Source organism: Bacillus sp. Je.9.29.b (assembly GCF_051129925.1).
Lineage (GTDB): Bacteria > Bacillota > Bacilli > Bacillales > Bacillaceae > Bacillus > Bacillus safensis.
Genome location: NZ_JBCPSO010000007.1, coordinates 38,107 through 60,541 on the forward strand (window position 1 = coordinate 38,107; position 22,435 = coordinate 60,541).

Consider the following 22,435-nt stretch of genomic DNA (forward strand, 5'->3'; position numbering starts at 1 on the left):
ATCAGTTTTGTAAACGATTACAATAAAATTGTTAACGTGAACAAATTATTTTTATCTATAAGAGAGATGGGGGAGTTTGATGAAAGCTTTTTTAGATGATCAGTTTTTACTCAACAGTCAAACGGCGGAAAAGCTATACCATGAATTTGCAAAGGACCTTCCAATTATAGATTACCATTGTCATTTAAGCCCCAAAGAAATCTATGAAAATAAAACCTTTCATAATATCACCGAAGCATGGCTTTACGGAGATCATTACAAATGGCGTGCCATGAGAGCAAATGGCATACCCGAATCGCACGTCACAGGGGATGCCTCAGACTATGAGAAATTTCTGGCGTGGGCGAAGACCGTTCCCATGACCATTGGAAACCCGCTCTATCACTGGACTCATTTAGAGCTGAGACGATATTTTGGAGTTGAAGAACTTTTAAACGAAAAAACCGCAAACATCATCTGGCAAAAAGTAAATGAAAAGCTGCAAGGAGAGGGTTTTGGTGCAAGAGACTTCATTGTGAAATCGAACGTTGAAACAGTCGTGACAACAGATGATCCAGTCGATTCGCTTTGCTATCATCAAAAACTGCGGGAAGAAGGATTCACTGTGCAAGTACTGCCCGGATTTCGGCCTGATAAGGCACTCGATATAACGAATCACCTATTTACATCGTATGTTCACGAACTGGCAAAGGCTTCATCTACTCCAATCCAATCCTATCAAGACTTTTTGAAAGCACTCCTCGCAAGAATTGATTTTTTCCATGAACAGGGCTGCCTGATCTCAGATCATGCCATTAACGAAATGACGTTTGAAGAAACGACGGAAGAAGAAGTGGAAGCCATCTTTCATAAAAAAATGTCGGGGCATTCATTGACGGAAAAAGAGAAGGTTAAATTTAAAACACAAACATTCATTAAGCTTGGTCAGGCTTACTATGAGCGGGGCTGGGCGATGCAGCTTCATATCAATGCGCTTAGGAACAACAATACGAAAATGTTTGAGCGGCTTGGGCCAGATACAGGGTATGATGCGATGAATGATGAAGACATTGCCAAGCCGCTTTGCAGAATATTAGACCGTTTAGATCAAGAACAGGCACTGCCAAAAACCATTCTCTATTCCTTGAATCCTCGGGACAATGTTGTGATTTCCACATTGGCTGGAAGCTTTCAAGACGGAACGACACCTGGGAAGATCCAGCACGGCACAGCTTGGTGGTTTAATGATACGAAACAAGGGATGACAGAGCAGATGATGGCTCTATCCAGTATTGGGCTGATCAGCCGTTTCATTGGGATGCTGACAGATTCACGAAGCTTTTTGTCGTATACAAGGCATGAATATTTTCGAAGACTGCTTTGCGATATCATTGGAGATTGGGTAGAAAAAGGAGAAGCCCCTTATGATCTTGAGCTGTTAGGGGGAATCGTGAAAAGAATCAGCTATGAAAATGCCAGGCAGTATTTCAAATTTGACCGGGCAAATCAGCTCAAGCACCACCCAAACAAAATGACATGAAGAAAATGAAAGCGGTTTTATGATAAGATGGTAAAAAATCATAAAAGGCGGAATAGCATGACAGTCACAATTAAAGACATAGCAAAATTGGCAAACGTCTCTCATACCACGGTATCAAGGGCTTTGAATAACAGTCCTTTTATTAAAGAGAAGACAAAACAAAAGATTTTGTCGATTGCAAAACAGCTGAATTATTCACCGAATGTCCATGCGAGAGGCCTAGTATCACAAAAATCATTTACAATTGGTCTGTTTTTTACAAGTTTAACAGAAGGCACATCTTCAAGCTTCTTTGTGGATGCGTTAAAAGGTGTCAACAGCGTCATGACAGAGTATTATAATCTCTTTGTAAGAGGAATTGACGACTTTCACGATTACACAACCATTCATAAACAACGCTACGATGGCATTTTGCTCATGAGTCAAAGCGAACACGATGAAGCATTTATCCATCATGTGAAGAAACAGGGCATTCCCATCATTGTGCTGAATCGCCGTGTAGAAAGTCATGAGGTCATGAATATATTAGCAGATGATAGTCAAGGAGCTTACCAGGCTGCACACCATTTCATTCAGCAAGGTCATGAACAAATCGCCATCATTGAAGGGAAAGAAGGCTTTAAATCAACTCAGGAAAGAAAAGCTGGTTTCCTGCAAGCGTTAATTGATCACCAAATACCTATGAAGAAAGAATATATGATGAAAGGCGATTATCATATGAAAAGCGGCTATGAATCAATGGAATCGCTGCTGGCCCTCGATGATCCGCCAACAGCGCTCTTTTGCTCAAACGATGACATGGCGATTGGTGCAATGAATGCTTTATTTGCAAAAGGCAAAACGTGTCCAGGTGATATTTCTATTATTGGTTTTGATGATATTGCTTTTTCGTCCTATACCACACCTGCATTGACAACGGTGAAAAAACCGATTGAAAAAATGTGTGCACTTGGAGCAGAAGCTATCCTTTCAGTAATAAACGGTGAAGAGCAAGAAGAGGATCATATGGAGAAAGTGTATGTCCACACAGAACTGATGATCAGAGATTCAGTTAAAAAGGTGCAGTAATCAGCACCTTCTTAGAAAAAATGTTCACGTGTGCATAATACTTGGAGAGGGGAATCCATTTGAAACGATTATCAAAAGCCATATACCCGGCGGCTGAGTATCCGGAAACGATTTTGCAGATTGGCGAAGGAAATTTTATGCGAGGATTTATCAATTGGCACATCCAGAAGCTGAACGACTGCACAGATTTTAAAGGAAGAGCGGTTGTTGTTCCTCCACGAAAAGGATCGGTAGCAGCCTTAAATGAACAAGATGGCTTGTACACATTATGTATTCAGGGATATCATGACCAGCAAGAAATGAATGAACGTATGATCATCCAATCGATTAGCAGAGGAATTAGTACGTATACGGATTACGAGGAGTTTTTACACGTAGCGGAAAACCCGAATCTTCGCTATGTCTTCTCAAATACGACAGAGGCAGGACTTGTGTTCAGAAAAGAGGATCGTTTGGAGGATCGGCCGCAAGCCAGTTTTCCAGGAAAGCTGACAGCGTTCTTGTATCACCGGTTTAAAGCATTTGCTGGAGATGAGCAGAAAGGACTGATCATTCTGCCTTGTGAATTGGTTGAACAAAATGGTGATCGATTGAAGGAATATGTGATCAGTATGGCAGCTGAGTGGGAACTGCCGTCTGCGTTTATTACATGGATTAAGGAAGCCAATACGTTTTGTAATACACTTGTGGACCGGATTGTCCCTGGATTCTCTAAGGAAGCGGCTGAAATTGTACAAAAGGAGGAAGGGTATATCGACGAATTGCTTGTCACGGCAGAATATTATCATCTTTTTGTCATTGAAGCGCCTGCTTTTGTGCAAAAGGAGCTCCCCTTTCAAGAAGCAGGATTAAATGTACTTTTTGTAGAGGATATTGCGCCTTATCGTATGAGCAAGGTACGAATTTTAAATGGTGCACATACGGCAATGGTGCCGATTGCCTATTCATGCGGTTTAGAAACTGTAAAAGAAGCTGTGGATGATGAGCATGTTGGTCCGTTCGTCAGGCGTATGCTGGAGGAGGAAGTACTTCCAGGGCTTGAACTCCCTGAAGATGAACTTCTTCTTTATACACAATCCGTTTGGGATCGTTTTTGCAATCCATTTATAAAGCATCAATTGCTGGATATTGCGCTGAATGGGATATCAAAATTCCGAACCCGTAATCTTCCGTCATTGCTTGATTATGTCGAGCGAAAGAAACAGCTACCAATGAAACTTGTGTTTTCACTTAGCAGTCTCATTTATTTCTACAGAGCACATGCAGGAAGGGTAAAGGATGATGAAACTGTGCTAACGCTCATGAAGGAAGCATGGGAAGGGGAAAACCCTTCTAATGAAGGAGTTGCAGCGGAAATTCTTTCATGCGAGTCATTATGGGGCAGAGATTTAACGGATATAAATGGATTGAGTCAAGCTGTAGCTGATCAGCTTACCCTCATACAGACGCATGGGATGAGAGCGGCTGTTCATCGAATGATGCCTAATCAATATGAAAGTCAGGGGGAGAAAGCATGAAAGACTTTATTGTCATCTACCCTTCAGATAATGTCGGTATTGCTTTAAAAGGACTTGAGCAAGGGGAGGAGCTGCAGCATCAAGGACATACGATTATCTTAAAAGAGACCGTCGCCAAAGGTCATAAGTTTGCATTGGCTGAAATCAAGCAAAGAGAGAATATTATCAAATATGGCTATCCCATTGGTCATGCAGTGACTGCCATTTCTGCTGGAGAATGGGTGCATACGCATAATATCAAAACCAATCTATCTGGCAAGCTAGAATACGAATACCAGCCTTCATTATCAGAAAACCCCTATGAAAAAACGAATCTTACATTTAAAGGATATAAACGAAAAAATGGCGGAAGCGGAATCCGCAATGAGCTTTGGATTGTTCCTACCGTTGGATGCGTGAATGGCATCGCCGATCAAATGATCCAAATATTCACCGCTGAAATGGGTGGAAACATCCATCCTTTTGAAACAGCCCTTGTATTAAAGCACAATTATGGCTGCTCACAGCTTGGGGACGATCATGAGAACACCAAAACCATTTTACAAAATGCGGTGAAGCATCCTAACGCTGGAGGAGTACTCGTTCTTGGACTTGGGTGTGAAAACAATGACATTGAGGATTTTCAGTCCACATTAGGTGAATATGACCATACGAGAGTGAAATTTTTAAGAAGCCAAGAAGTAGGAGATGAGATTGAGACGGGAGTCGCATTACTCAAGGAAATTTATGATGCCGCGAAAGAAGATCATCGTGAAGATATTCCGTTATCTGAGCTGAAAATCGGTTTGAAGTGCGGAGGATCAGATGGATTCTCTGGTATTACCGCAAATCCGCTTTTGGGCAGACTGTCCGATTTTATTGTTGCTCAAGGTGGCACGACAGTGTTAACAGAAGTGCCAGAAATGTTTGGTGCTGAAACGATTTTAATGGAGAGAGCGGAATCAGAAAAGACTTTCGACAATATTGTGCAAATGATCAATGACTTTAAACAATACTTCATGGATCATCGACAGCCGGTATATGAAAATCCTTCCCCGGGAAATAAAGCAGGTGGAATTTCGACATTAGAGGATAAATCTCTTGGCTGTACACAAAAAGCAGGTACTTCTGAAATTAAAGATGTATTGAAATATGGAGAGCTGCTGAAACAAAAGGGATTGAACCTATTAAGTGCACCTGGTAATGATTTGGTTGCTTCATCTGCACTGGCTGCTTCCGGTTGTCAAATGGTCCTGTTTACAACAGGCAGGGGGACACCCTTTGGTACGTTTGTACCAACAATGAAAATCTCGACCAACACAGCCTTATATGAAACAAAAAAGCACTGGATTGACTTTAATGCTGGAGAACTGCTTGAAGATGTACCGGAAGATGTTGTATTAGAAAAATTCATTTCAACTGTCATTGATGTGGCGAGCGGGAAGCTGTTAAATCATGAAAAAAACAATTTTAGAGAGCTGGCTATTTTCAAAACAGGTGTCACACTTTAAGTCGACTGGGGGATGAGTACGTGTCTAAAAAGCGGGATTTGATGTATATCACAGCAGGAACGGTACTAACTGGAGTCGGAATTGCTCGTTTAGCAAAGCAAGGGAAGAAAAATAAGAAAGCAAACGGAATCGATCAAGTGCTAAAGCAGATAAAAGCACCGCAGTTCCCAGATCGTGAATTGAATGTGGTGCATTATGGAGCAGATGCGGAAGGGCAAGAGCTTTCTACAAATGCCATTCAGTCTGCCATTGATGATGCGCACCGGTTGAAAGGGGGACGGGTGCTGATACCAGCAGGGACATTTATGACAGGTGCTTTAGAATTGAAAAGCAATGTAGAACTTCATCTGCATGAGAAAGCCTATGTGGCATTCAGCCAAGACCCAAAGGATTACTTGCCTCTTGTACTGACAAGATATGAAGGGGTTGAGCTTTATAATTATTCTCCTCTCATTTATGCACACCATGCAGAAAACATCGCTATTACAGGAGCTGGAACGCTTGATGGCAGAGGGGATGCGCATCATTGGTGGCCTTGGAAGTATGGGACAAATGGCCAGCCCTCTCAGGATCGGGATCGCCAGCTTTTGTTTGAAATGGCGGAAAAGAGAATACCGGTAGAAGAAAGGGTATTTGGAGAAGGTCATTATTTAAGGTCGAGCTTTATTCAGCCATACCAATGTCAGCATGTGCTAATCGAAGGAGTGACAGTGAAGGATTCACCGATGTGGCAAATTCATCCTGTGTTAAGTGATAATGTCATCGTCCGCGGTGTTAAAATCATTGGGCATGGACCAAACACAGATGGTGTCAATCCGGAATCTTGCCGGAATGTGCTCATTGAAGATTGTTATTTTGATAACGGAGATGATTGTATTGCCATCAAATCGGGCAGAAACGAGGATGGACGGAGAATAGGGATTCCATCTGAAAACATTGTCATTCGTAGAAATGAGATGCGGGATGGACACGGCGGTGTGACGATCGGGAGCGAGATCTCTGGCGGGGTAAAGTATGTTTATGCAGAAAATAATGTCATGGACAGTCCGAACCTTGACCGGGCACTGCGTATTAAAACCAACTCTGTCAGAGGCGGCACCATTGAACATATTTATTTTAAAAACAATACAGTCAAAAGTCTAAAGCATGAAGTGGTCTGTATCGACATGATGTATGAGGAAGGAGATGCTGGTCCGCATCGTCCTGTTGTACGTCATATTGAAGTGGAAGGACTCAAAAGCAGTGGCGGACGATATGGTGTGAAAATAGCCGCATACGCACATTCTCCTGTGACACATTTTAAAATGAAAGATTGTGTCATAGATGATGTGGCGTATCCCTTATCTTTAGAGCATGCCGTTTCTCCTGCTTTTCAGAAAGTCGTCATCAATGGAGAACAAATCAATTCATTGAAGAGTGAAAAACAGTCTTTTTAGAGGCTGTTTTTTTGTTTTATGAACAGAAAAAACGCTTTTAGAAATCACATATACAACCTATCTGCACTGTAGTATAATATTCCCGAAATTAGAAAAGAATTGACGAAAGAGATTTCGTTAAGCAGTACATAAACCAGGGGGTTCACTCATGAAAAAGTTAACAGCTATTTGGCTATCTTTATTGCTTGTGATGGGTGTTTTAGCAGGATGTGCAGGCGCTGAGACAGATCACAAAGCAAAAGGGTCACAAAATAAAGAAACGGCCACTGCGGCTTTTCCAGTATCGATAAAAGATGCAGCTGGCAAAACAGTTGAAATCAGAGAACAGCCTAAACGAATTGTTTCGTTAATTCCAAGTAATACGGAAGTTGCTTATGCACTCGGGCTTGGAGATAAAATGGTTGGACGATCAGACTTTGACAATTATCCAAAGGAAGTCGAAAAGGTAGAGAAGATTGGCGGACTTGAATTCAATGTCGAGAAGGTCATTTCCTTAAAGCCAGATCTTGTCTTAGCACATGCATCTCAGATGGGATCAAAAGATGGATTTAAACAGCTTGAAGATGCAGGCATCCAAGTGCTGACTGTAAATGATGCAACGTCCTTTAAGGATGTGTACAAATCAATCAATATGATCGGTGAAGCAGCTGGCGTGAAAGAAGCATCAACAAAGCTTGTAGACGAAATGAAAACAAAGCTGAATGACATCAAGAAACAAGCAGAGGGGATTTCGAAAGACAAGCAAAAAACAGTCTTTGTCGAAGTATCAGGTGCACCTGAAATCTATACAACTGGTAAGAATACATTTATGGATGAAATGCTTTCTGTTATCCATGCCAAAAATGCTGCAGGCGATCAAACTGGCTGGGTGCAAATGACGGAAGAATCGATCATCAAGCGAAATCCTGATGTCATCGTGACAATTGATGGTTCCAGCTTAGCTGATTTGAAAAAAAGAGACGGCTGGAATGCAATGAAAGCAATGAAAGAAAAACAAGTCTTTCAATTGAATACGGATCTCGCATCAAGACCGGGACCGCGATTGGTTGAAGGAGTCGAGGCTCTTGCGAAAAACGTCTATCCTGATACGTTCAAATAAATTGATCATCGCATATACACTAAGTGTTTTACTTCTTGCGATGAGCATTGGAATGGGAATCTCCTTTGGAAGCTTAGGGATTCCCATTCCTTCTATTCTTCGTATATTTGTTCATGAACTATTCGGAGTGCAGTTTGGAACCATTGATTCCATCGATCGCAATATTATGATGAACATTCGACTGCCAAGAGTCATATTAGCGGCATTAGTCGGTGCAGCACTTGCATTATCTGGTGCAGCTTTTCAAGGTTTATTAAAAAATCCTCTCGCTGACCCTTATACGCTGGGGGTATCTCAAGGGGCATCAGTTGGAGCCGTAGCGACCCTGTTTTTCAGCTTGCAGCTCCCGCTTTTTGGCAGTTTCACACTGCCATTATTCAGTATGACAACAGCGCTTGTGACCCTCTGTCTCGTTCTCTTTTTTGCGCGTCTTGTTCATCGGGGGATGAGCATATCTTCTTTAATTTTGACAGGAGTAATTTTCAGCTCTTTTTTGGGTGCGCTCATTTCATTGATGATTGCTTTAACAGGTGATGATCTAAAAGAGATCATTCATTGGCTGCTTGGCAGTGTGTCCATGAGGGGCTGGCGTTATATTGTGCTTTTTCTTCCTTTCTTTCTTGTTGGGACCTTTGCGTTAATGTTGATGGGACGAGATTTGAATGTGATGACGTATGGCGAGGAGAAGGCAAAGCTATTAGGTGTACATGTGAAAAGGAGCAAATATATTGTGCTGCTGGCGGGCTCGATCCTGACCGGAAGTGCAGTAGCGGTATCAGGGACGATCGGTTTTGTAGGTCTTGTGATTCCTCATTTTATCCGTCTCTTAACTATTACGGATCATCGGCATCTACTGCCTTTGTCTATGCTGAATGGTGCTTCCTTTCTTGTATTAGCAGATGTGTTATCCCGTACCATCATTGAGCCGACTGAATTACCGATTGGCATCATTACTGCGTTAATTGGTGCACCTGTATTTGGCATCATCCTCATTCGTAAATATAGAGGGGGGACGCACGTATGATTCAAGTGAAGGAAATCAGAGGTGGATATGGAGAGAAAGAGGTCATTCGTGGCATTAATCTTGAAGTAAAGCAAGGAGAATTTCTCGGTATACTCGGACCAAACGGGAGCGGTAAGACGACCCTTCTTAAAATGATGGCAGGGATTTTAGCACCTATGAGCGGTGAAGTACGTCTCGGCGGTCACCTTATTCAATCCTATCAGCCAAAGACGCTTGCGCAAAAGATGGCAGTTCTGCCGCAGAAAACGGACCAAGCTTTTTCATTTACGGTGGAAGAAACCGTCCAATTTGGCCGTTATCCATATCAAAAAGGGTGGCTGCAATCTGTCACGCAAGAAGATGTGCAGGTCGTCACCAAAGTCATGGAACAAACGGGTGTTGCACAGTTTAAGGATCAATCCATCCACGAGTTAAGCGGAGGAGAACAGCAGCGTGTGTATTTAGCACAGGCATTGGCGCAGCAGCCTGAATATTTATTGCTGGATGAACCAACGAGTTTCCTTGATTTAGCCTATCAAAAAGATTTGCTTGATTTAATTAAAGAAGAAACTGCTTCCTCTAGATTAACGGTCATTGGCGTATTCCATGATGTAAACATCGCCAGTTTATATTGTGATCGGCTGCTGCTGCTTCATGAAGGAAAGACAGACATGTTAGGAATGCCGCATCACGTCTTGACCACTGAACGAATCAACCGTGTGTATGAAACAAATGTGACACCGCTCCAGCATCCATTTAGGGCTAACCCTCAGCTGATGGTTGAGCCTGCAGCCCCTTCTAAAGCATCAATTGTAAACATAGCGGATGGCTGGAGGACATATGGCTCAGAAGGGATGACGTTTTCCATTAATCAGCCTCTTCGCATCCTTTCCTCACATAAGAAAAACGGCGGGTTCTTTTGGAAAAGGTCTATTGGAACGGGAACGAAGACGCTTCACGAGCAGCTAGAGTCAGCTGAAGATATGCTGTTTTTCGAGCAAGCTAACGGATTAGCGCAATATGCCGCAGAAGACGCCGAAGACGATATGATCCTTTACGGCATGCTTCAGCAGGAAGCGTTGACCATTTGGCTTATCCTGAAACGATCTTTAGCTGACGGCGCAGCTGTTCAGCTTATTGGGCAGCTTATGCATATCATGAAGCAAGAAACAAGCATTCCAATCCATCATCTGTGCATCGCTGCACTCAATACGCAAGAAACGAAGGATGCTGACCATTTACACGAAAGATTAGGACAAAAGGTACAAAGGCTTCTTCAAACGTTGAATGTCATTCAAAAGTGAATGTACAATTATATTTAGGTTAGTTGAGTAAGACAGTTGGTATTAAAAGGACTACACATATCTAAAATGTGTAGTCCTTACAATAGTTCTTAATCTTTGTTTTAAATAAGAAAAAATTGCAACTATGCCAGCTAGTTCTAATTTTATATATAAGGCGGTTTAATTCTTATTAGATGAAATGCCCTTTCCGCCTTTTGTTATTAAAGTGCGGATTCTTTCCATGCCAGTCATAATTGGTTTCGCACGACTTATTAATGTTTGGGTAGCTTCGAGACCTAGAGACGCTTGATGGGCATCTTCATTTGCCCACACTTCATAAACATAAACAGAACTTGGTTCATTCTCGGAAATATTCACAAGATATATGTCACATTCATCCAAATTCTTCATTGATTCTGCTGCTTCTAATAGAATATCAACCATTTTTTCTCTTTCGCCTTCTTGTACCAAAAACTTGTTAAATAAACTAAATTTACTCATACCATCCTCCTTCATTTTGTCTTAATCATGTTTTACATTATAAACTATATCTTCAATCACTATTTTATAATGAAATAAAAAGGATGGTTTGCCTTCATAATGGACTATCTATCCTATTATTTAATATCTTAATTTAACAAATGGTTCACTTTTCTTTTTCATTGATGACATTCATTCCTCATGATTTAGTAAAACAACTGCATCTTATTCAGTTCGGGTTATACTAAAAAGACAAAGCAGTAGAAAAGAGGGAAAACCGTTGAAACTTTATACGAAAACCGGGGATCAGGGCCAAACAGGCTTGATCGGAGGAAGAGCCGATAAAGATGATGTGAGAGTAGAGGCGTATGGTACGTTAGACGAGGCGAATAGCTTTATTGGACTCGCGCATGCAAAATTACGGCAGCATGGCGAATTGTTTCCGGACCTTTTGTCAGAGCTGATCGTTATACAGCATGAGCTGTTTGACTGCGGCGGTGATTTGGCAGCAGTCAAACCACGTAAGGAAGGCAAATTAACAGAAGCCTCTGTGACAGTCCTTGAGGAAAGAATGGATGTCTATGTAGAAGAGGCCGCGCCGCTTACCAAGTTTATTTTACCGGGTGGTCAGGAAGGCGCTGCTCTCTTACATGTGGCGCGGACAGTCGTCAGAAGAGCCGAGCGGCATATTGTGACGCTTGCGAAACAGGAGGAGATACCAGCCGTTGCGCTCACTTACGTAAACCGTCTATCCGATTATTTATTTGCAGCCGCCCGAATCGTGAATCATCGGCTTGGTGAAGCTGATGTTGAATATGAACGAAGTGCCGACGTGTTTCGTTCTAAATAAGGAAAGCACTCTTCAAATAGAAGAGTGCTTTTTTATTAGGTTCTGCCGCTCAGTCTGAGCATTGTTACGACTCTAGTCGCAATCAAAGATCAATCTGTGACACGTTTTGCCGGCTTTCTTTTTTGACTATAGTTAAAGCAAGGAGCAAGAAAGGAGGCATGAAGATGAAAATAACAAGTAAAACCATTATCGGTTCAATTTTATTGTTTGTCGGTTTATCCATCTTCTTTAGTGGTTCATTTGGTGGACTGATCCCGGTTTTAATTGGGGCAGGCCTCATCTATGTAGGTGTTAAAAAATACGAAAAAGGCAGTAAAACCTTAGGGATCATTCTAGCAGTCATTGGTGTACTGATCGTCGTGCAATTTCTGCCGTTTATACTCGGCATCGCATTTGCAGGGGTACTTCTTTATTTTGGCTGGTCGATGATCAATGGTGAATCTACCAAAAACTCATCAAGCAGAGCATATATGGAGCCAAACACGGCACCTAATACGGAAGAACCGATTCATACGTCTTTTGATCAAGAATGGGAAGACTTTTTAAAGAAAAAATAAAGGGAGGAATATCAAATGGTATTAAGAAGAGTAAGAGATATGTTTGTTGCAACTGTCAATGAAGGTTTAGATAAATTGGAGAATCCGCGTGTCATGCTGAATCAATACGTTCGTGATATGGAGGATGATGTTGCGAAAGCGAAACATGCCATCATCAAACAGCAAACGATTCAGCAAGGCTTCCTGCGAAAAGCAGAAGAGACGGAAGCATTTGCTGAAAAGCGAAAGAAGCAGGCCGAGCTGGCATATCATGCGGGAGAAGAGGAGCTTGCACGAAAAGCGCTCACAGAAATGAAGTATTTTGAAGAAAAGCACAACGAATATCAGGAAGCCTATCAGCAATCTGTGAAACAATTAAAAGAGCTGAAAGAGCAATTGCAGCACTTGGAAACGAAGCTGCGTGATATAAAAGACAAGAAGCAGGCACTGATTGCAAGAGCCAATGCCGCACAGGCAAAGCAGCATATGAATGATTCCATCAATAAAGTAGACAGTGAAAGTGCATATAAAGAGTTTCTGCGAATGGAGAACCGTATTGAAGAAATGGAAACAAAAGCAGGCAGCTATGCACAATTTGCAGATCAAGGGGCATATGCTCATTTAGATTATGCCGATGAGGTTGAAAAAGAATGGCAGAAGCTCAAGCTCGAGAAAAAGCCTGAACAACAGCAAGCAAACGTATAGAGATCACATCGGAAGAAAAGCAGGCTTTTTCTTCCGATATTTGATTTCTTTCTGTTTCGCTTTTCCTTATAATGAAAAGGTCAGAAGATAAAGGGATGGTATGAATGAAGCGATTAATCGGTCTAATTTGTATACTGGTAGGTATCTTTTTAATGATTGGCATGCTTTTCAAAAATGAAAATCTCTTTCATTTAAGTTTTTCCCGTGAAAAACCAGTGACAACAGCTTCAGCGAAAAAAGAGGAGATTGATCAATTAGATATTTCTCTTTCTGGGTTTCGCGTGAAGGTAAAACCTGAAAATCGTTCCGATATTTCCGTGACTGCTGTCAATGGAAAAGGGAAAATGTATGCGGAGCAAACAGGCGGTACGTTCAAAATTCGTGCTGAAAATAAAAGCTTCTTGTTTTTTACTCAATTTGAAAAAGGAGAGCTTTTAGTTAAAATTCCAACAGATTATCATAAAAATGTGAAGATTACGGGTGGAAGCGGCGTCAGTGAGATTGACGGAGAAGGAAAGCTGTCCCTTCAAGATGTGATACTCAAATCAACGAGCGGAAACCTCACAGCCGAGAATTTCTCAGCAAAAAATGTAGAAATCAAAGCAACCTCTGGCAGACTGGCAGTGTCGCACATTGATGCGAAGGATAGTGATATTGGGGCAACTTCAGGGCGTGCTGATATTAATGATGTCAAAGGCGAGCTGCAATTGGGCATGACAAGCGGCCGATTGACAGCAAGTTTTGATACAATTGAGTCACCTGTCTCCTTTCATATGACATCAGGGAGCGCGAAATTTAATTTGCCAGATGACGGAGATTTCAACGTTCAGGTGAAAAAAACAAGTGGAAGCGTCGATCACTCGTATGACTTTGATCAAGTGGATAGTGAAGGTCGAGGCTTTACAGGTACGCGGGGAAAAGGGACACATTTAGTCGATATTGAAATGACAAGTGGTAACCTCAAGCTGCGGTAATGAATGAAAGAAAGGAAGGAGGCGAGTCAACTGCGTTTTACAAGGAATCAAATTTTAGGCATCATTGTCGTGATATTTGGTATTAATTTATTTCTCAAAATTATTGGGATCGGAGCAGATTTGTTTTGGCCTGTGTTTTTTGCGCTGGCGGGTTATTGGCTGCACTCACGATCCAAACGTTGGCTCGGTTCAGTTTCCTATATTTTTGCCGGCTTTCTCTTCTTAAAATTTCTGCTCAATATTACATTTAGTTTAACAGGTTACTTATTTGCGGCCTTTTTGATTTATGCCGGCTATCGCTTATTGAAAAATAAACCTGTTTTTGATGTCGATAAAAAGGAAACATCAGAAGACGGGAAGCCTTCACTGAAAGTCAATCTTGAAAAAAAGAGCGATCAGAAGAAAACAAAAAGCCAGACAAAGCCGCGCAAAGAGCATGACTTTTTTATTGGTGAAGTCAGGCTGATGAAAAAGCCGTTTCAATTAAGTGATTTGACGATTTCAGGTTTTATTGGCGATGTTAAAATCGATTTATCAAAGGCGATCATCGCAGAAGAAGAGAGTACGATCGTGATTAGCGGGCTGATCGGAGATGTGGATATTTACGTACCGCAGGATATTGAAGTATGTGTGAGTGCTTCCGCCGCGATTGGTGATATGAAAATCATAGATGAAAAAAGAAGCGGGTTTGGCAGTAAAGTGTACGTGATGACCAACGATTACGATGAGAGCAAACGAAAAGTGAAAATCTCCATCTCTCTGCTGATCGGAGATGTGGATGTGAGATACTTATGAGGAAATTGCATTTAGGTCTCCAGTGGCAATCTGTTCGTCTTGGCGTCGGTATCTCGCTAGGTGTTGTGACGATGACGACACTGCCGATGTTTTTTTATTATCAGCTCGATCCGATGATCCTGCTTTCTACCCGCTGGTTTGGGATACCGTTTTTTTGTATTTTACTCATCGTTAGTCTTGCGATTGGGATTTCTGCCGGGAGTGTATTTGGCTATCAGCATAAGAAACGCCTCGATCAGCTTGTAGAGTCGATTTTGAAATTTGAAAATGGAAACTTTGCATACAGACTGCCGTCTCTTGGCGACGATGAAATTGGCTTAGCCGCCGATCAATTAAATGAAATGGCGAAGCGGGTCGAAGGGCAAGTAGCCTCTTTGCAAAAACTTTCAAATGAACGGGCTGAATGGCAGGTTCAAATGAAGAAATCGGTCGTCTCAGAAGAGCGGCAGCGGCTTGCACGAGAGCTCCATGATGCGGTCAGTCAGCAGTTATTTGCGATTTCAATGATGACTTCAGCTATTCTTGAAGGCATGAAGGAAAAGGACGAAAAGATATTAAAGCAAATGCAGCTTGTCGAACGAATGGCTGGCGATGCACAAAATGAGATGCGTGCTCTTCTGCTTCACCTAAGACCGATCACGCTAGAAGGAAAAGACCTGAAAAAAGGCTTAATTGAGCTGCTAAATGAATTCCAAGCAAAGCAGCCGATTGATATTGATTGGGAAATCGAAGATGATGTTCCGTTATCTAAAGGAGTAGAGGACCACCTCTTCCGAATTGTGCAAGAAGCCCTGTCTAATGTATTTAGGCATGCAAAGGCGACAAAGGTAACTGTGCGCCTGCTCATAAGAAACCGGCAAGTGCAGCTAAAGATTATTGATAATGGGATCGGCTTTCAAACAGATCATGTGAAGACAGCCTCCTACGGACTTGAATCGATTCGAGAGAGAACAAGTGAAGTAGGCGGTGTCGCAGAGATTATGTCATTTGAGGGAAAAGGCACACAAATTGATGTGAAGGTTCCCATTTTTGATGAAGGAAAAGGAGAGAACGTTCGATGATTCGAGTGCTTTTAATCGACGATCATGAAATGGTGAGAATGGGGCTTGCGGCCTTTTTAGAGGCGCAGGCTGATATTGAAGTCATTGGTGAAGCGTCAGATGGACAAAAAGGTGTAGAGCTAGCCGTTGAGTTAAAGCCAGATGTGATTTTAATGGATCTTGTCATGGAGGGGATGGATGGCATCGAAGCAACGAAAAGAATTTGTCAGGAAATTGAAGATGCCAAAATCATCGTTTTGACCAGCTTTATTGACGATGATAAAGTCTATCCGGTGATTGAGGCGGGTGCTTTAAGCTATTTATTAAAAACATCCAAGGCAGGAGAAATTGCTGATGCCATCAGATCTGCAAGTATCGGCGAACCAAGACTTGAATCAAAAGTGGCTGGAAAGGTCATGAATAAACTCCGTCATTCATCAAATGGGTCCATCCTTCACGATTCATTAACAGCAAGAGAAATGGAGATCTTGAAGCTGATTGCGGATGGGAAATCGAATAAGGTCATTGCCGAGGAATTATTTATTACAATTAAAACGGTGAAGACCCATATTACCAACATTCTTTCCAAACTTGATGTGGAAGATCGAACGCAGGCGGCTGTGTATGCGCACCGTCATAAGCTGATTCAATAAAAAAACAGCTTTCATGTGAAAGCTGCTAGAACATGCGTAAAATTAGTCCTTCTGTCCTGTGATCGGACGTTCGGATAGTTGATGGAGCTCAGGAACTGGAAAAGCCTCCTGCTCCTTGGCCGATTTTTCTTCCAGGGTTTTCTTCATTTCGGATAAAAGCTTTACGCTCTCCTTTGCTGCTGCCGCTTTTTTTTCCTGCAAATCAATGATCTGTGAAAGTCCTACGAATAATCCGCCTCCCAACAGAAGGAGCGCAGGGGTTTGTCCATAATAAACCACGATCAAAAATGTGCTTGAAAAGCTGTCGGCTTCAATGAAGAAATCTTCTTTTGATTGCGTGAATACAACGATTAACAGAAGTATCCCCAGAATCAAAAATAGAATGCCGGCCGAAAGTAAAGCTCGTTTCATGATTGACACCCTTTTTTTCTTACCATTTTAACATACTCTATAAAGATTGTGTTGCGCCCTTAGTCCCGAAGTCACGGATTTTCACATTTGCTTTGTAACGAATGTCCGATTCACTAAATATTTCATCCCAATGCTTCGCTTCTTTTCGAAAGTCCTTTGGATACACAATACTCGCTTTTTGATAAAACCCGCAAATATCTGCTTTGATCTCATGCTGTAATTCCTCAATGAAATCTTTTACGTTTTTCTCTAATCGACGCTCCACAACACCTTCAATCTCTTGGAGATACTTTTCATTAAATGCATTTTCCCGCTCATTCCAATCCTCAGATAATCTTCCTTCAAGCGCCACTGACACATTAAATTGATATTTTCCGCTGGCTGTTTTATTCGTTTCAATGTTGTGTTTCAGTTTAAAAATTTCAAACGAATAGATGCTGTGATCATATTCAAATTCAATGACTCCTCCTTCTCCGTCTCCGGTCAACAGGTTATATGACTGCACGGCTAACGGAGAGATGTCGGTGAGAAATCGTCTGTTCTTTATAATAGAGGCTCCGTCCAGCATTAATTTCCCTTGATCCACACCGACTTTTGGAACAGCAAAAGATACGTTGTTTTGCATAGCAGAAGAAATATCTCCTAATGAAACGGGCTTGAACATACGTATAGTCGATTTAGTATTCCTAGAAATATCATATAATGTAGAAGAAGCTGGCTGTCCATCGTCATTGATTTTCAGCAAGTCCCCAGGCTTCTCAGAGGTCATAAAGACAAGGCTTCCTCTCCGTGTTTCATTGTCGCGAATAAATTGATTAATGACGAGGTCGAAATTATTCTCAGTGATGAGCTCCTCAGAAAATAAATACACCCTCAGCTGCTGGGCGAAAATACGGTGACTTTTGAGCGTTGTTGTTCGGAATATTTGATGTACGGAATCACCACTAGTTTCAATAATCTTTGTTGGGTCTTTTACGCTGGATTCTTGCTCAATTTTTTGAGGAACAAGGACTTGCATAGATACTTTAAGCTTATGACCGTCATCTCCTTTATCTAAGCCATAACCAATCGCCATGTTGAGCTCCTCAATATTGGTACTATCCCAGCATCCACTTAATAGAACAAGGGCCATTAATGCAAAGGCCGCCTTTTTTTTCATGCTGCTTTCCGCCTCCTTTTAAAAAACACGATGATAAATAAGAGAAAGGGGAGGATGCCGAATAAAAGGAAAAATAAATGGTTCACATAGGTTAAATAATCACGCACTGTATCAACATCCTTTGGGAAAACGGCGGCAAAGTAGATGACAATTCCCATCAACGCGAGCACGATCTTTTTTGGTAATTTTGTTAGTTTAGATACCCCCATTGCAGCAAAAAACGTATATCCTACAAAGCTCGTATAAAGCTGAACAAGCCAAACGATGAGCAAAAATGATTCAATCCGTTCAATAAAAATCCCTTGTATATCAAATGATTGAAATAAAGCAATCGTCGGCCAAGTCAACGTCGCAGTTTCTTTCACGGTGAACGCACCAACGACAAGAATATAGGTGAAAATATAGATGATCGCAGGAATCAAAAAGCCGACTGCGCCATAAGCAAAGGTGTGTTTTTGCGTGTTCATATAGACAGGCATAAACAGCATCATTTCAATGCCGACAAACGAAATGGCTGATGCGTTAAGGGATTTGAAGACAGGGGAGAATCCCTCTCCTAAAACAGGCCGGAGGTTATCTAACTTAAATTCTTGAACACTGAGTCCATATGCAACAAATAAGATAATCAAGGTGACAATGAGGAAAAAAGGGCACAGTCTGGCAAAATCACCAATCCCGCCGACTACGAGATAAAGACCAACCAAAATAAAGCTGATCATGGTCATCGCTACAGGTGTGTTTTGAAGCAGAAAGAACTTCACCATTTCTGACATAGCCCGTACTTCATAGCTGGCAACGCCAAGAAAATAAACAATAATGAGCAGGTTAGCAAGAGCACCAATCCACTTTCCAAGCCCCTCATTTGTATAATCATAGTAAGAGGAGAAGGGGACTTTTTTCATCATAAGGACATTCACAAAAATAAATACAATGTAAATGACACTCATGAGTAAGAGTGCAATCCAGCCGTCAGGTGTAGTTGCAGCCTGTGCCATTGCTCTGGGCAGAATCATCATACTTGCACCTAATGTTGTATTGGCAATAATGGCACTTGCCTGATAGCTGGAAATCGACTCTTTATGATTGACCATATCGTTCTCCTTTCTTTTGATTTTTCAAAGGCAATCGAATGATGGAATTGTCTTCATTTTTATAGCTGAACACAAAGTCTGGTGAGAAATAAGGCGTACCAAAACTTTTTTGCCGTGTTAAATGGGTAAGGAGAACGAGCATGAACAGCACAATCCCATATAAACCCAAAGTAGCAGCCGTAAACATGGACACAAAGCGGAGCACGCGGAAGGACATGCCCATTCCGTATTGAGGCACAGTAAAGGAAGCAAGGGCAATCACACTGACGATAATCACCATAATCGAGCTCACAATATGAGCCTGAACGGCCGCCTGCCCAATGACGACTCCGCCTACAAGTCCAATCGTTTGACCGAGCGGATTTGGCAGCCTTAAACCAGCTTCCCGCAGCAGCTCAATCGTTATCTCCATGATGAGTGCCTCCACAATTGGCGGAAAGGGGACATTTTCTCTTGTACTTGAGATCGAAATAGCTAGTGTTGTTGGTAATAGTCCTTGATGGAAGGACACAAGCGCAATATAAATGGCTGATAAAAATAATGTCAGAAAGATAGAGGTAAACCGCAGCATACGAATGAGAGAGGCGGCAATCCACCTTTCATAATAATCATCAGGTGATTGCATAATTGTCGCGAGAGAAGCAGGTACAATTAACACAAAAGGTGAATGGTCAACAAAAATGGCGACACGTCCATTATTTAAAGCAGATGCCACTTTATCCGGCCGTTCTGTGTTTTGTATTTGCGGGAAAGGCGAGTACACATTGTCCTCAATCAGTTCCTCAAGAACACCAGAATCTTGTATATCATCAATCGTGACCTGTTTGAGCCTTTTTTTCACTTCTTTTAAAACAGACGATTGAGCCATACCGTCAATGTACATGATGGTCACTTGGGTGTACTTTTTTTGACCAATTTTCATGTCGACCGTTTTAAGATCGGGGTTTTTCAAGCGTTGCCTCACAAGAGCTAAGTTCGTATCTAAATCTTCAATAAAGCCAATTTTCGGTCCTCTCACAACTGTTTCAGAGGTAGCATCACCTATACTGCGTTTCTTCGTTCCATGCGTTTCTAAAATATACGCATGCTGAAATCCGTTAATCAGTACCACGCAATGCCCTTCAAAAATCGCATCGACCAATTCCTCGGAGGTCTTCACAGAACGGGTGGTCATCATCGATAAATTGGATTCCAGCTTCTCTTTTGTGAGAGACGTATGATCTTGGAGAAGCAGCTTTAAAAAGGTTTGAATCTCCATCGTTTCGTTCATTTCTTTTATGTATAAATAGTAAACCACCTGTCCGTGAGGCAGTGTTTTTTTCTCATGAACCAAATCGTCCATTTCCTTTAATTGTGGAAGGATGACGGAGAGATTATCGTATAAGTGCTCTTTTAATGGAGTTTGATTCATTCGGATCACCTGCCTCAAATCTTTTTCTTAGCATTACCTGCTTGAAAAAACAATATTCTGTGTTACATTATTTTGTGGTAAAAGAAAGAATGAGGGTTTTGGAGGAAACAAGATGGCACAGATTCGTTTAGCAGGAACAAAAGAGGAGATCGACCGTATTCTACAGTCATTTGACAAGCATTATGAGGTGACATATACATCAAAGGATTACGGAAAAACGAACCCAAAATACAAATATTCGAAGGATGTTCGCGTTTATATTGAACTAAAATTAAAATAAAGATAAAATTTTAATTGAAAACGCTTAAAGGATTTTCGTTTTTTGTATAGAATAGAGTTGAGTGATGAGAAGCTATGGAGGGATACATAATGACGGAATTTAGAATCGAAAAAGACACAATGGGCGAAATCAAAGTGCCGAAGGACAAGTTCTGGGGTGCACAAACACAACGAAGCAAAGAAAATTTCAAAATCGGTTCTGAGAAAATGCCAAAGGAAGTTGTGAATGCGTTTGCAATTTTGAAACGTAGCACAGCGATTGCGAACGAACGTCTTGGCAACCTTGAAAGCGAAAAAGCAGAAGCAATTGCTGCTGTATGTGATGATATCATCAGCGGAAAGTATGACGAGCATTTCCCGCTTGTTGTTTGGCAGACAGGCAGTGGAACACAAAGTAACATGAACATGAACGAAGTCGTTGCAAACAGAGCAACTGCTTACTTGAAAGATAAAAATAGCGAGTTCAGCATTCACCCGAATGATGACGTTAACCGCAGCCAAAGCTCAAATGATACATTCCCAACGGCTATGCACGTGGCAGCTGTTTTAGCTGTGTACAAAAAATTGCTGCCTGCAATTGACCAGTTAAGAACAACTCTTGATGAGAAAGCAAAAGCGTATCAAGAGATTGTGAAAATCGGCCGTACGCACTTGCAGGATGCAACACCGCTGACAGTTGGCCAAGAGATTAGCGGCTGGGTATATATGCTGGACCGTTCAAAAGAAATGATTCTAGAATCAACTGAAAAAATGAGAGAATTAGCCATTGGCGGAACGGCTGTTGGTACAGGCATTAACGCACATCCTGAGTTCGGTCAATATGTTGCTGAGGAAATCAGCCAGCTGACAGGTCAAACATTCAATTCTTCACCAAACAAATTCCATGCCCTGACAAGCCATGATGAAATTACGTATGCACACGGTGCCTTAAAAGCACTTGCAGCTGATTTAATGAAAATTGCCAATGATGTGAGATGGCTTGCAAGTGGTCCTCGCTGCGGAATTGGTGAATTGATCATTCCTGAAAATGAGCCGGGAAGCTCCATTATGCCAGGAAAAGTCAACCCAACCCAAAGTGAAGCTTTAACCATGATTGCAGCACAAATCATGGGGAATGATGCCACAATCGGTTTTGCGGCAAGCCAAGGAAACTTTGAGCTGAACGTATTTAAGCCAGTCATCATTTATAACTTCCTGCAATCAGTTGAACTACTTGCTGACGGCATGAACTCATTCCATGACAAGTGTGCAGTTGGAATCGAACCAAACCTTGAAACGATTGAGAAAAACTTGAACAATTCATTGATGCTTGTGACGGCACTTAACCCGCACATCGGATATGAAAATGCAGCAAAAATTGCGAAGCTTGCTCACAAAGAAGGATTAACACTAAAAGAAGCAGCACTTCAATTAGAGCTGTTAACAGAAGAGCAGTTCGAGCAATTTGTGAAACCAGAGGAAATGGTGACACCAAAAGCAAAATAAGAAACCAGGGGCGGCTGCCCCTGGTTTTTATGTGGGAAGATATTTGAGGTGAATAGTTGTGAGAACATTAAAGACAAGGTTTATTAGATGGTTGCGGACACGTGATGTTGAATTCTTTCAAGTAATGTCCCAAGATACGGAGGAGTCAGCT

General features: G+C 41.7%; 22 protein-coding genes. 17 read left to right on the forward strand and 5 right to left on the reverse strand.

From position 1 onward, the window contains the following. Positions 1-79: 79 nt before the first annotated feature. The 8 genes from uxaC to AAZR19_RS14785 all read left to right on the forward strand — a co-directional run bounded on the left by uxaC (position 80) and on the right by AAZR19_RS14785 (position 10,436). Entirely contained in the window at positions 80-1,519 is a 1,440-nt protein-coding gene (gene uxaC / locus AAZR19_RS14750) for a glucuronate isomerase (RefSeq protein ID WP_218677036.1), read from the forward strand. Positions 1,520-1,576: 57 nt separating this feature from the next. Further along, positions 1,577-2,587 carry a LacI family DNA-binding transcriptional regulator gene (locus AAZR19_RS14755; RefSeq protein WP_034280892.1) on the forward strand — a complete coding sequence of 337 codons (1,011 nt, stop codon included), beginning with the start codon at positions 1,577-1,579 and terminating at the stop codon, positions 2,585-2,587. Positions 2,588-2,646: 59 nt separating this feature from the next. Then, on the forward strand, positions 2,647-4,104 hold the full coding sequence (locus AAZR19_RS14760) for a tagaturonate reductase (RefSeq protein WP_087976156.1): 1,458 nt from the start codon (positions 2,647-2,649) through the stop codon (positions 4,102-4,104). Next, entirely contained in the window at positions 4,101-5,594 is a 1,494-nt protein-coding gene (locus AAZR19_RS14765) for a UxaA family hydrolase (protein WP_087976157.1), read from the forward strand. The genes AAZR19_RS14760 and AAZR19_RS14765 overlap by 4 nt, the downstream gene beginning before the upstream one ends. Positions 5,595-5,614: 20 nt before the next feature. Then, complete coding sequence (locus AAZR19_RS14770; protein WP_087976158.1) at positions 5,615-7,030, forward strand: glycoside hydrolase family 28 protein; 1,416 nt, start codon at positions 5,615-5,617, stop codon at positions 7,028-7,030. 148 nt (positions 7,031-7,178) lie between these two features. Continuing rightward, positions 7,179-8,129 carry an ABC transporter substrate-binding protein gene (locus AAZR19_RS14775; protein ID WP_434703600.1) on the forward strand — a complete coding sequence of 317 codons (951 nt, stop codon included), beginning with the start codon at positions 7,179-7,181 and terminating at the stop codon, positions 8,127-8,129. After that, positions 8,095-9,153, forward strand: coding sequence for a FecCD family ABC transporter permease (locus AAZR19_RS14780; protein ID WP_087976160.1), 1,059 nt, complete (start codon positions 8,095-8,097; stop codon positions 9,151-9,153). Before AAZR19_RS14775 ends, AAZR19_RS14780 begins: the two co-directional genes overlap by 35 nt. Beyond that, the gene (locus AAZR19_RS14785) at positions 9,150-10,436 is read left to right on the forward strand and encodes a heme ABC transporter ATP-binding protein (RefSeq protein ID WP_087976161.1); all 1,287 of its coding nucleotides are present in this window, start codon (positions 9,150-9,152) and stop codon (positions 10,434-10,436) included. Before AAZR19_RS14780 ends, AAZR19_RS14785 begins: the two co-directional genes overlap by 4 nt. 159 nt (positions 10,437-10,595) lie before the next feature. On the opposite strand, the gene AAZR19_RS14790 is transcribed toward AAZR19_RS14785, so the two are convergent. After that, on the reverse strand, positions 10,596-10,916 hold the full coding sequence (locus tag AAZR19_RS14790) for a putative quinol monooxygenase (RefSeq protein ID WP_087976162.1): 321 nt from the start codon (positions 10,914-10,916) through the stop codon (positions 10,596-10,598). Between the two features lie 259 nt (positions 10,917-11,175). Here AAZR19_RS14790 and AAZR19_RS14795 point away from each other — a divergent pair, with 259 nt between their 5' ends. From AAZR19_RS14795 to AAZR19_RS14825, 7 genes are all read left to right on the forward strand, one after another. After that, positions 11,176-11,745 carry a cob(I)yrinic acid a,c-diamide adenosyltransferase gene (locus tag AAZR19_RS14795; RefSeq protein ID WP_075621793.1) on the forward strand — a complete coding sequence of 190 codons (570 nt, stop codon included), beginning with the start codon at positions 11,176-11,178 and terminating at the stop codon, positions 11,743-11,745. Between the two features lie 164 nt (positions 11,746-11,909). Further along, positions 11,910-12,302 (forward strand): membrane protein, encoded by a 393-nt coding sequence (locus AAZR19_RS14800; RefSeq protein WP_041107743.1) that lies wholly within the window; start codon positions 11,910-11,912, stop codon positions 12,300-12,302. Between the two features lie 15 nt (positions 12,303-12,317). Beyond that, positions 12,318-12,986 (forward strand): stress responsive protein LiaH, encoded by a 669-nt coding sequence (gene liaH, locus AAZR19_RS14805; RefSeq protein WP_024423427.1) that lies wholly within the window; start codon positions 12,318-12,320, stop codon positions 12,984-12,986. A gap of 104 nt (positions 12,987-13,090) precedes the next feature. Then, a complete protein-coding gene (gene liaG / locus AAZR19_RS14810; protein ID WP_041107741.1) occupies positions 13,091-13,960 on the forward strand; it encodes a LiaG family protein in 870 nt (289 codons plus the stop codon). A gap of 3 nt (positions 13,961-13,963) precedes the next feature. Continuing rightward, positions 13,964-14,755 carry a cell wall-active antibiotics response protein LiaF gene (gene liaF, locus AAZR19_RS14815; protein ID WP_169510657.1) on the forward strand — a complete coding sequence of 264 codons (792 nt, stop codon included), beginning with the start codon at positions 13,964-13,966 and terminating at the stop codon, positions 14,753-14,755. After that, on the forward strand, positions 14,752-15,816 hold the full coding sequence (gene liaS, locus AAZR19_RS14820; RefSeq protein WP_024426016.1) for a two-component system sensor histidine kinase LiaS: 1,065 nt from the start codon (positions 14,752-14,754) through the stop codon (positions 15,814-15,816). The genes liaF and liaS overlap by 4 nt, the downstream gene beginning before the upstream one ends. Beyond that, on the forward strand, positions 15,813-16,448 hold the full coding sequence (locus AAZR19_RS14825; RefSeq protein WP_024423423.1) for a response regulator: 636 nt from the start codon (positions 15,813-15,815) through the stop codon (positions 16,446-16,448). The genes liaS and AAZR19_RS14825 overlap by 4 nt, the downstream gene beginning before the upstream one ends. 42 nt (positions 16,449-16,490) lie before the next feature. Here the strand turns inward: AAZR19_RS14825 and AAZR19_RS14830 are convergent, their stop codons facing one another. From AAZR19_RS14830 to AAZR19_RS14845, 4 genes are read right to left on the reverse strand one after another with little or no spacing between them, the layout of a single operon-like run. After that, positions 16,491-16,859, reverse strand: a complete 369-nt coding sequence (locus AAZR19_RS14830) for a hypothetical protein (RefSeq protein WP_041107739.1) — start codon at positions 16,857-16,859, stop codon at positions 16,491-16,493. A 37-nt stretch (positions 16,860-16,896) separates the two neighbouring features. Next, a complete protein-coding gene (locus tag AAZR19_RS14835; RefSeq protein WP_226014970.1) occupies positions 16,897-18,018 on the reverse strand; it encodes a Ger(x)C family spore germination protein in 1,122 nt (373 codons plus the stop codon). Continuing rightward, the gene (locus AAZR19_RS14840) at positions 18,015-19,109 is read right to left on the reverse strand and encodes a GerAB/ArcD/ProY family transporter (protein WP_041107735.1); all 1,095 of its coding nucleotides are present in this window, start codon (positions 19,107-19,109) and stop codon (positions 18,015-18,017) included. The genes AAZR19_RS14835 and AAZR19_RS14840 overlap by 4 nt, the downstream gene beginning before the upstream one ends. Continuing rightward, complete coding sequence (locus tag AAZR19_RS14845; protein ID WP_041107733.1) at positions 19,096-20,520, reverse strand: spore germination protein; 1,425 nt, start codon at positions 20,518-20,520, stop codon at positions 19,096-19,098. Before AAZR19_RS14845 ends, AAZR19_RS14840 begins: the two co-directional genes overlap by 14 nt. A 112-nt stretch (positions 20,521-20,632) precedes the next feature. Here AAZR19_RS14845 and AAZR19_RS14850 point away from each other — a divergent pair, with 112 nt between their 5' ends. Both AAZR19_RS14850 and fumC read left to right on the forward strand, forming a co-directional pair. Next, positions 20,633-20,800: a YvzF family protein gene (locus AAZR19_RS14850; RefSeq protein ID WP_003213147.1), complete on the forward strand. Its 168-nt coding sequence runs from the start codon at positions 20,633-20,635 to the stop codon at positions 20,798-20,800. An 89-nt stretch (positions 20,801-20,889) separates the two neighbouring features. Beyond that, positions 20,890-22,284, forward strand: a complete 1,395-nt coding sequence (gene fumC, locus AAZR19_RS14855) for a class II fumarate hydratase (protein WP_024423418.1) — start codon at positions 20,890-20,892, stop codon at positions 22,282-22,284. Positions 22,285-22,435 lie beyond the last annotated feature (151 nt).

Bases quoted from the DNA above. Each gene is read 5' to 3' on its own strand.
- uxaC (WP_218677036.1), top strand. From the start codon at position 80: ATGAAAGCTTTTTTAGATGATCAGTTTTTACTCAACAGTCAAACGGCG.
- AAZR19_RS14755 (WP_034280892.1), top strand. From the start codon at position 1,577: ATGACAGTCACAATTAAAGACATAGCAAAATTGGCAAACGTCTCTCAT.
- AAZR19_RS14765 (WP_087976157.1), top strand. From the start codon at position 4,101: ATGAAAGACTTTATTGTCATCTACCCTTCAGATAATGTCGGTATTGCT.
- AAZR19_RS14775 (WP_434703600.1), top strand. From the start codon at position 7,179: ATGAAAAAGTTAACAGCTATTTGGCTATCTTTATTGCTTGTGATGGGT.
- AAZR19_RS14785 (WP_087976161.1), top strand. From the start codon at position 9,150: ATGATTCAAGTGAAGGAAATCAGAGGTGGATATGGAGAGAAAGAGGTC.
- AAZR19_RS14790 (WP_087976162.1), bottom strand. From the start codon at position 10,916: ATGAGTAAATTTAGTTTATTTAACAAGTTTTTGGTACAAGAAGGCGAA.
- AAZR19_RS14800 (WP_041107743.1), top strand. From the start codon at position 11,910: ATGAAAATAACAAGTAAAACCATTATCGGTTCAATTTTATTGTTTGTC.
- liaH (WP_024423427.1), top strand. From the start codon at position 12,318: ATGGTATTAAGAAGAGTAAGAGATATGTTTGTTGCAACTGTCAATGAA.
- liaG (WP_041107741.1), top strand. From the start codon at position 13,091: ATGAAGCGATTAATCGGTCTAATTTGTATACTGGTAGGTATCTTTTTA.
- liaF (WP_169510657.1), top strand. From the start codon at position 13,964: ATGAAAGAAAGGAAGGAGGCGAGTCAACTGCGTTTTACAAGGAATCAA.
- liaS (WP_024426016.1), top strand. From the start codon at position 14,752: ATGAGGAAATTGCATTTAGGTCTCCAGTGGCAATCTGTTCGTCTTGGC.
- AAZR19_RS14825 (WP_024423423.1), top strand. From the start codon at position 15,813: ATGATTCGAGTGCTTTTAATCGACGATCATGAAATGGTGAGAATGGGG.
- AAZR19_RS14830 (WP_041107739.1), bottom strand. From the start codon at position 16,859: ATGAAACGAGCTTTACTTTCGGCCGGCATTCTATTTTTGATTCTGGGG.
- AAZR19_RS14835 (WP_226014970.1), bottom strand. From the start codon at position 18,018: ATGAAAAAAAAGGCGGCCTTTGCATTAATGGCCCTTGTTCTATTAAGT.
- AAZR19_RS14840 (WP_041107735.1), bottom strand. From the start codon at position 19,109: ATGGTCAATCATAAAGAGTCGATTTCCAGCTATCAGGCAAGTGCCATT.
- AAZR19_RS14845 (WP_041107733.1), bottom strand. From the start codon at position 20,520: ATGAATCAAACTCCATTAAAAGAGCACTTATACGATAATCTCTCCGTC.
- AAZR19_RS14850 (WP_003213147.1), top strand. From the start codon at position 20,633: ATGGCACAGATTCGTTTAGCAGGAACAAAAGAGGAGATCGACCGTATT.
- fumC (WP_024423418.1), top strand. From the start codon at position 20,890: ATGACGGAATTTAGAATCGAAAAAGACACAATGGGCGAAATCAAAGTG.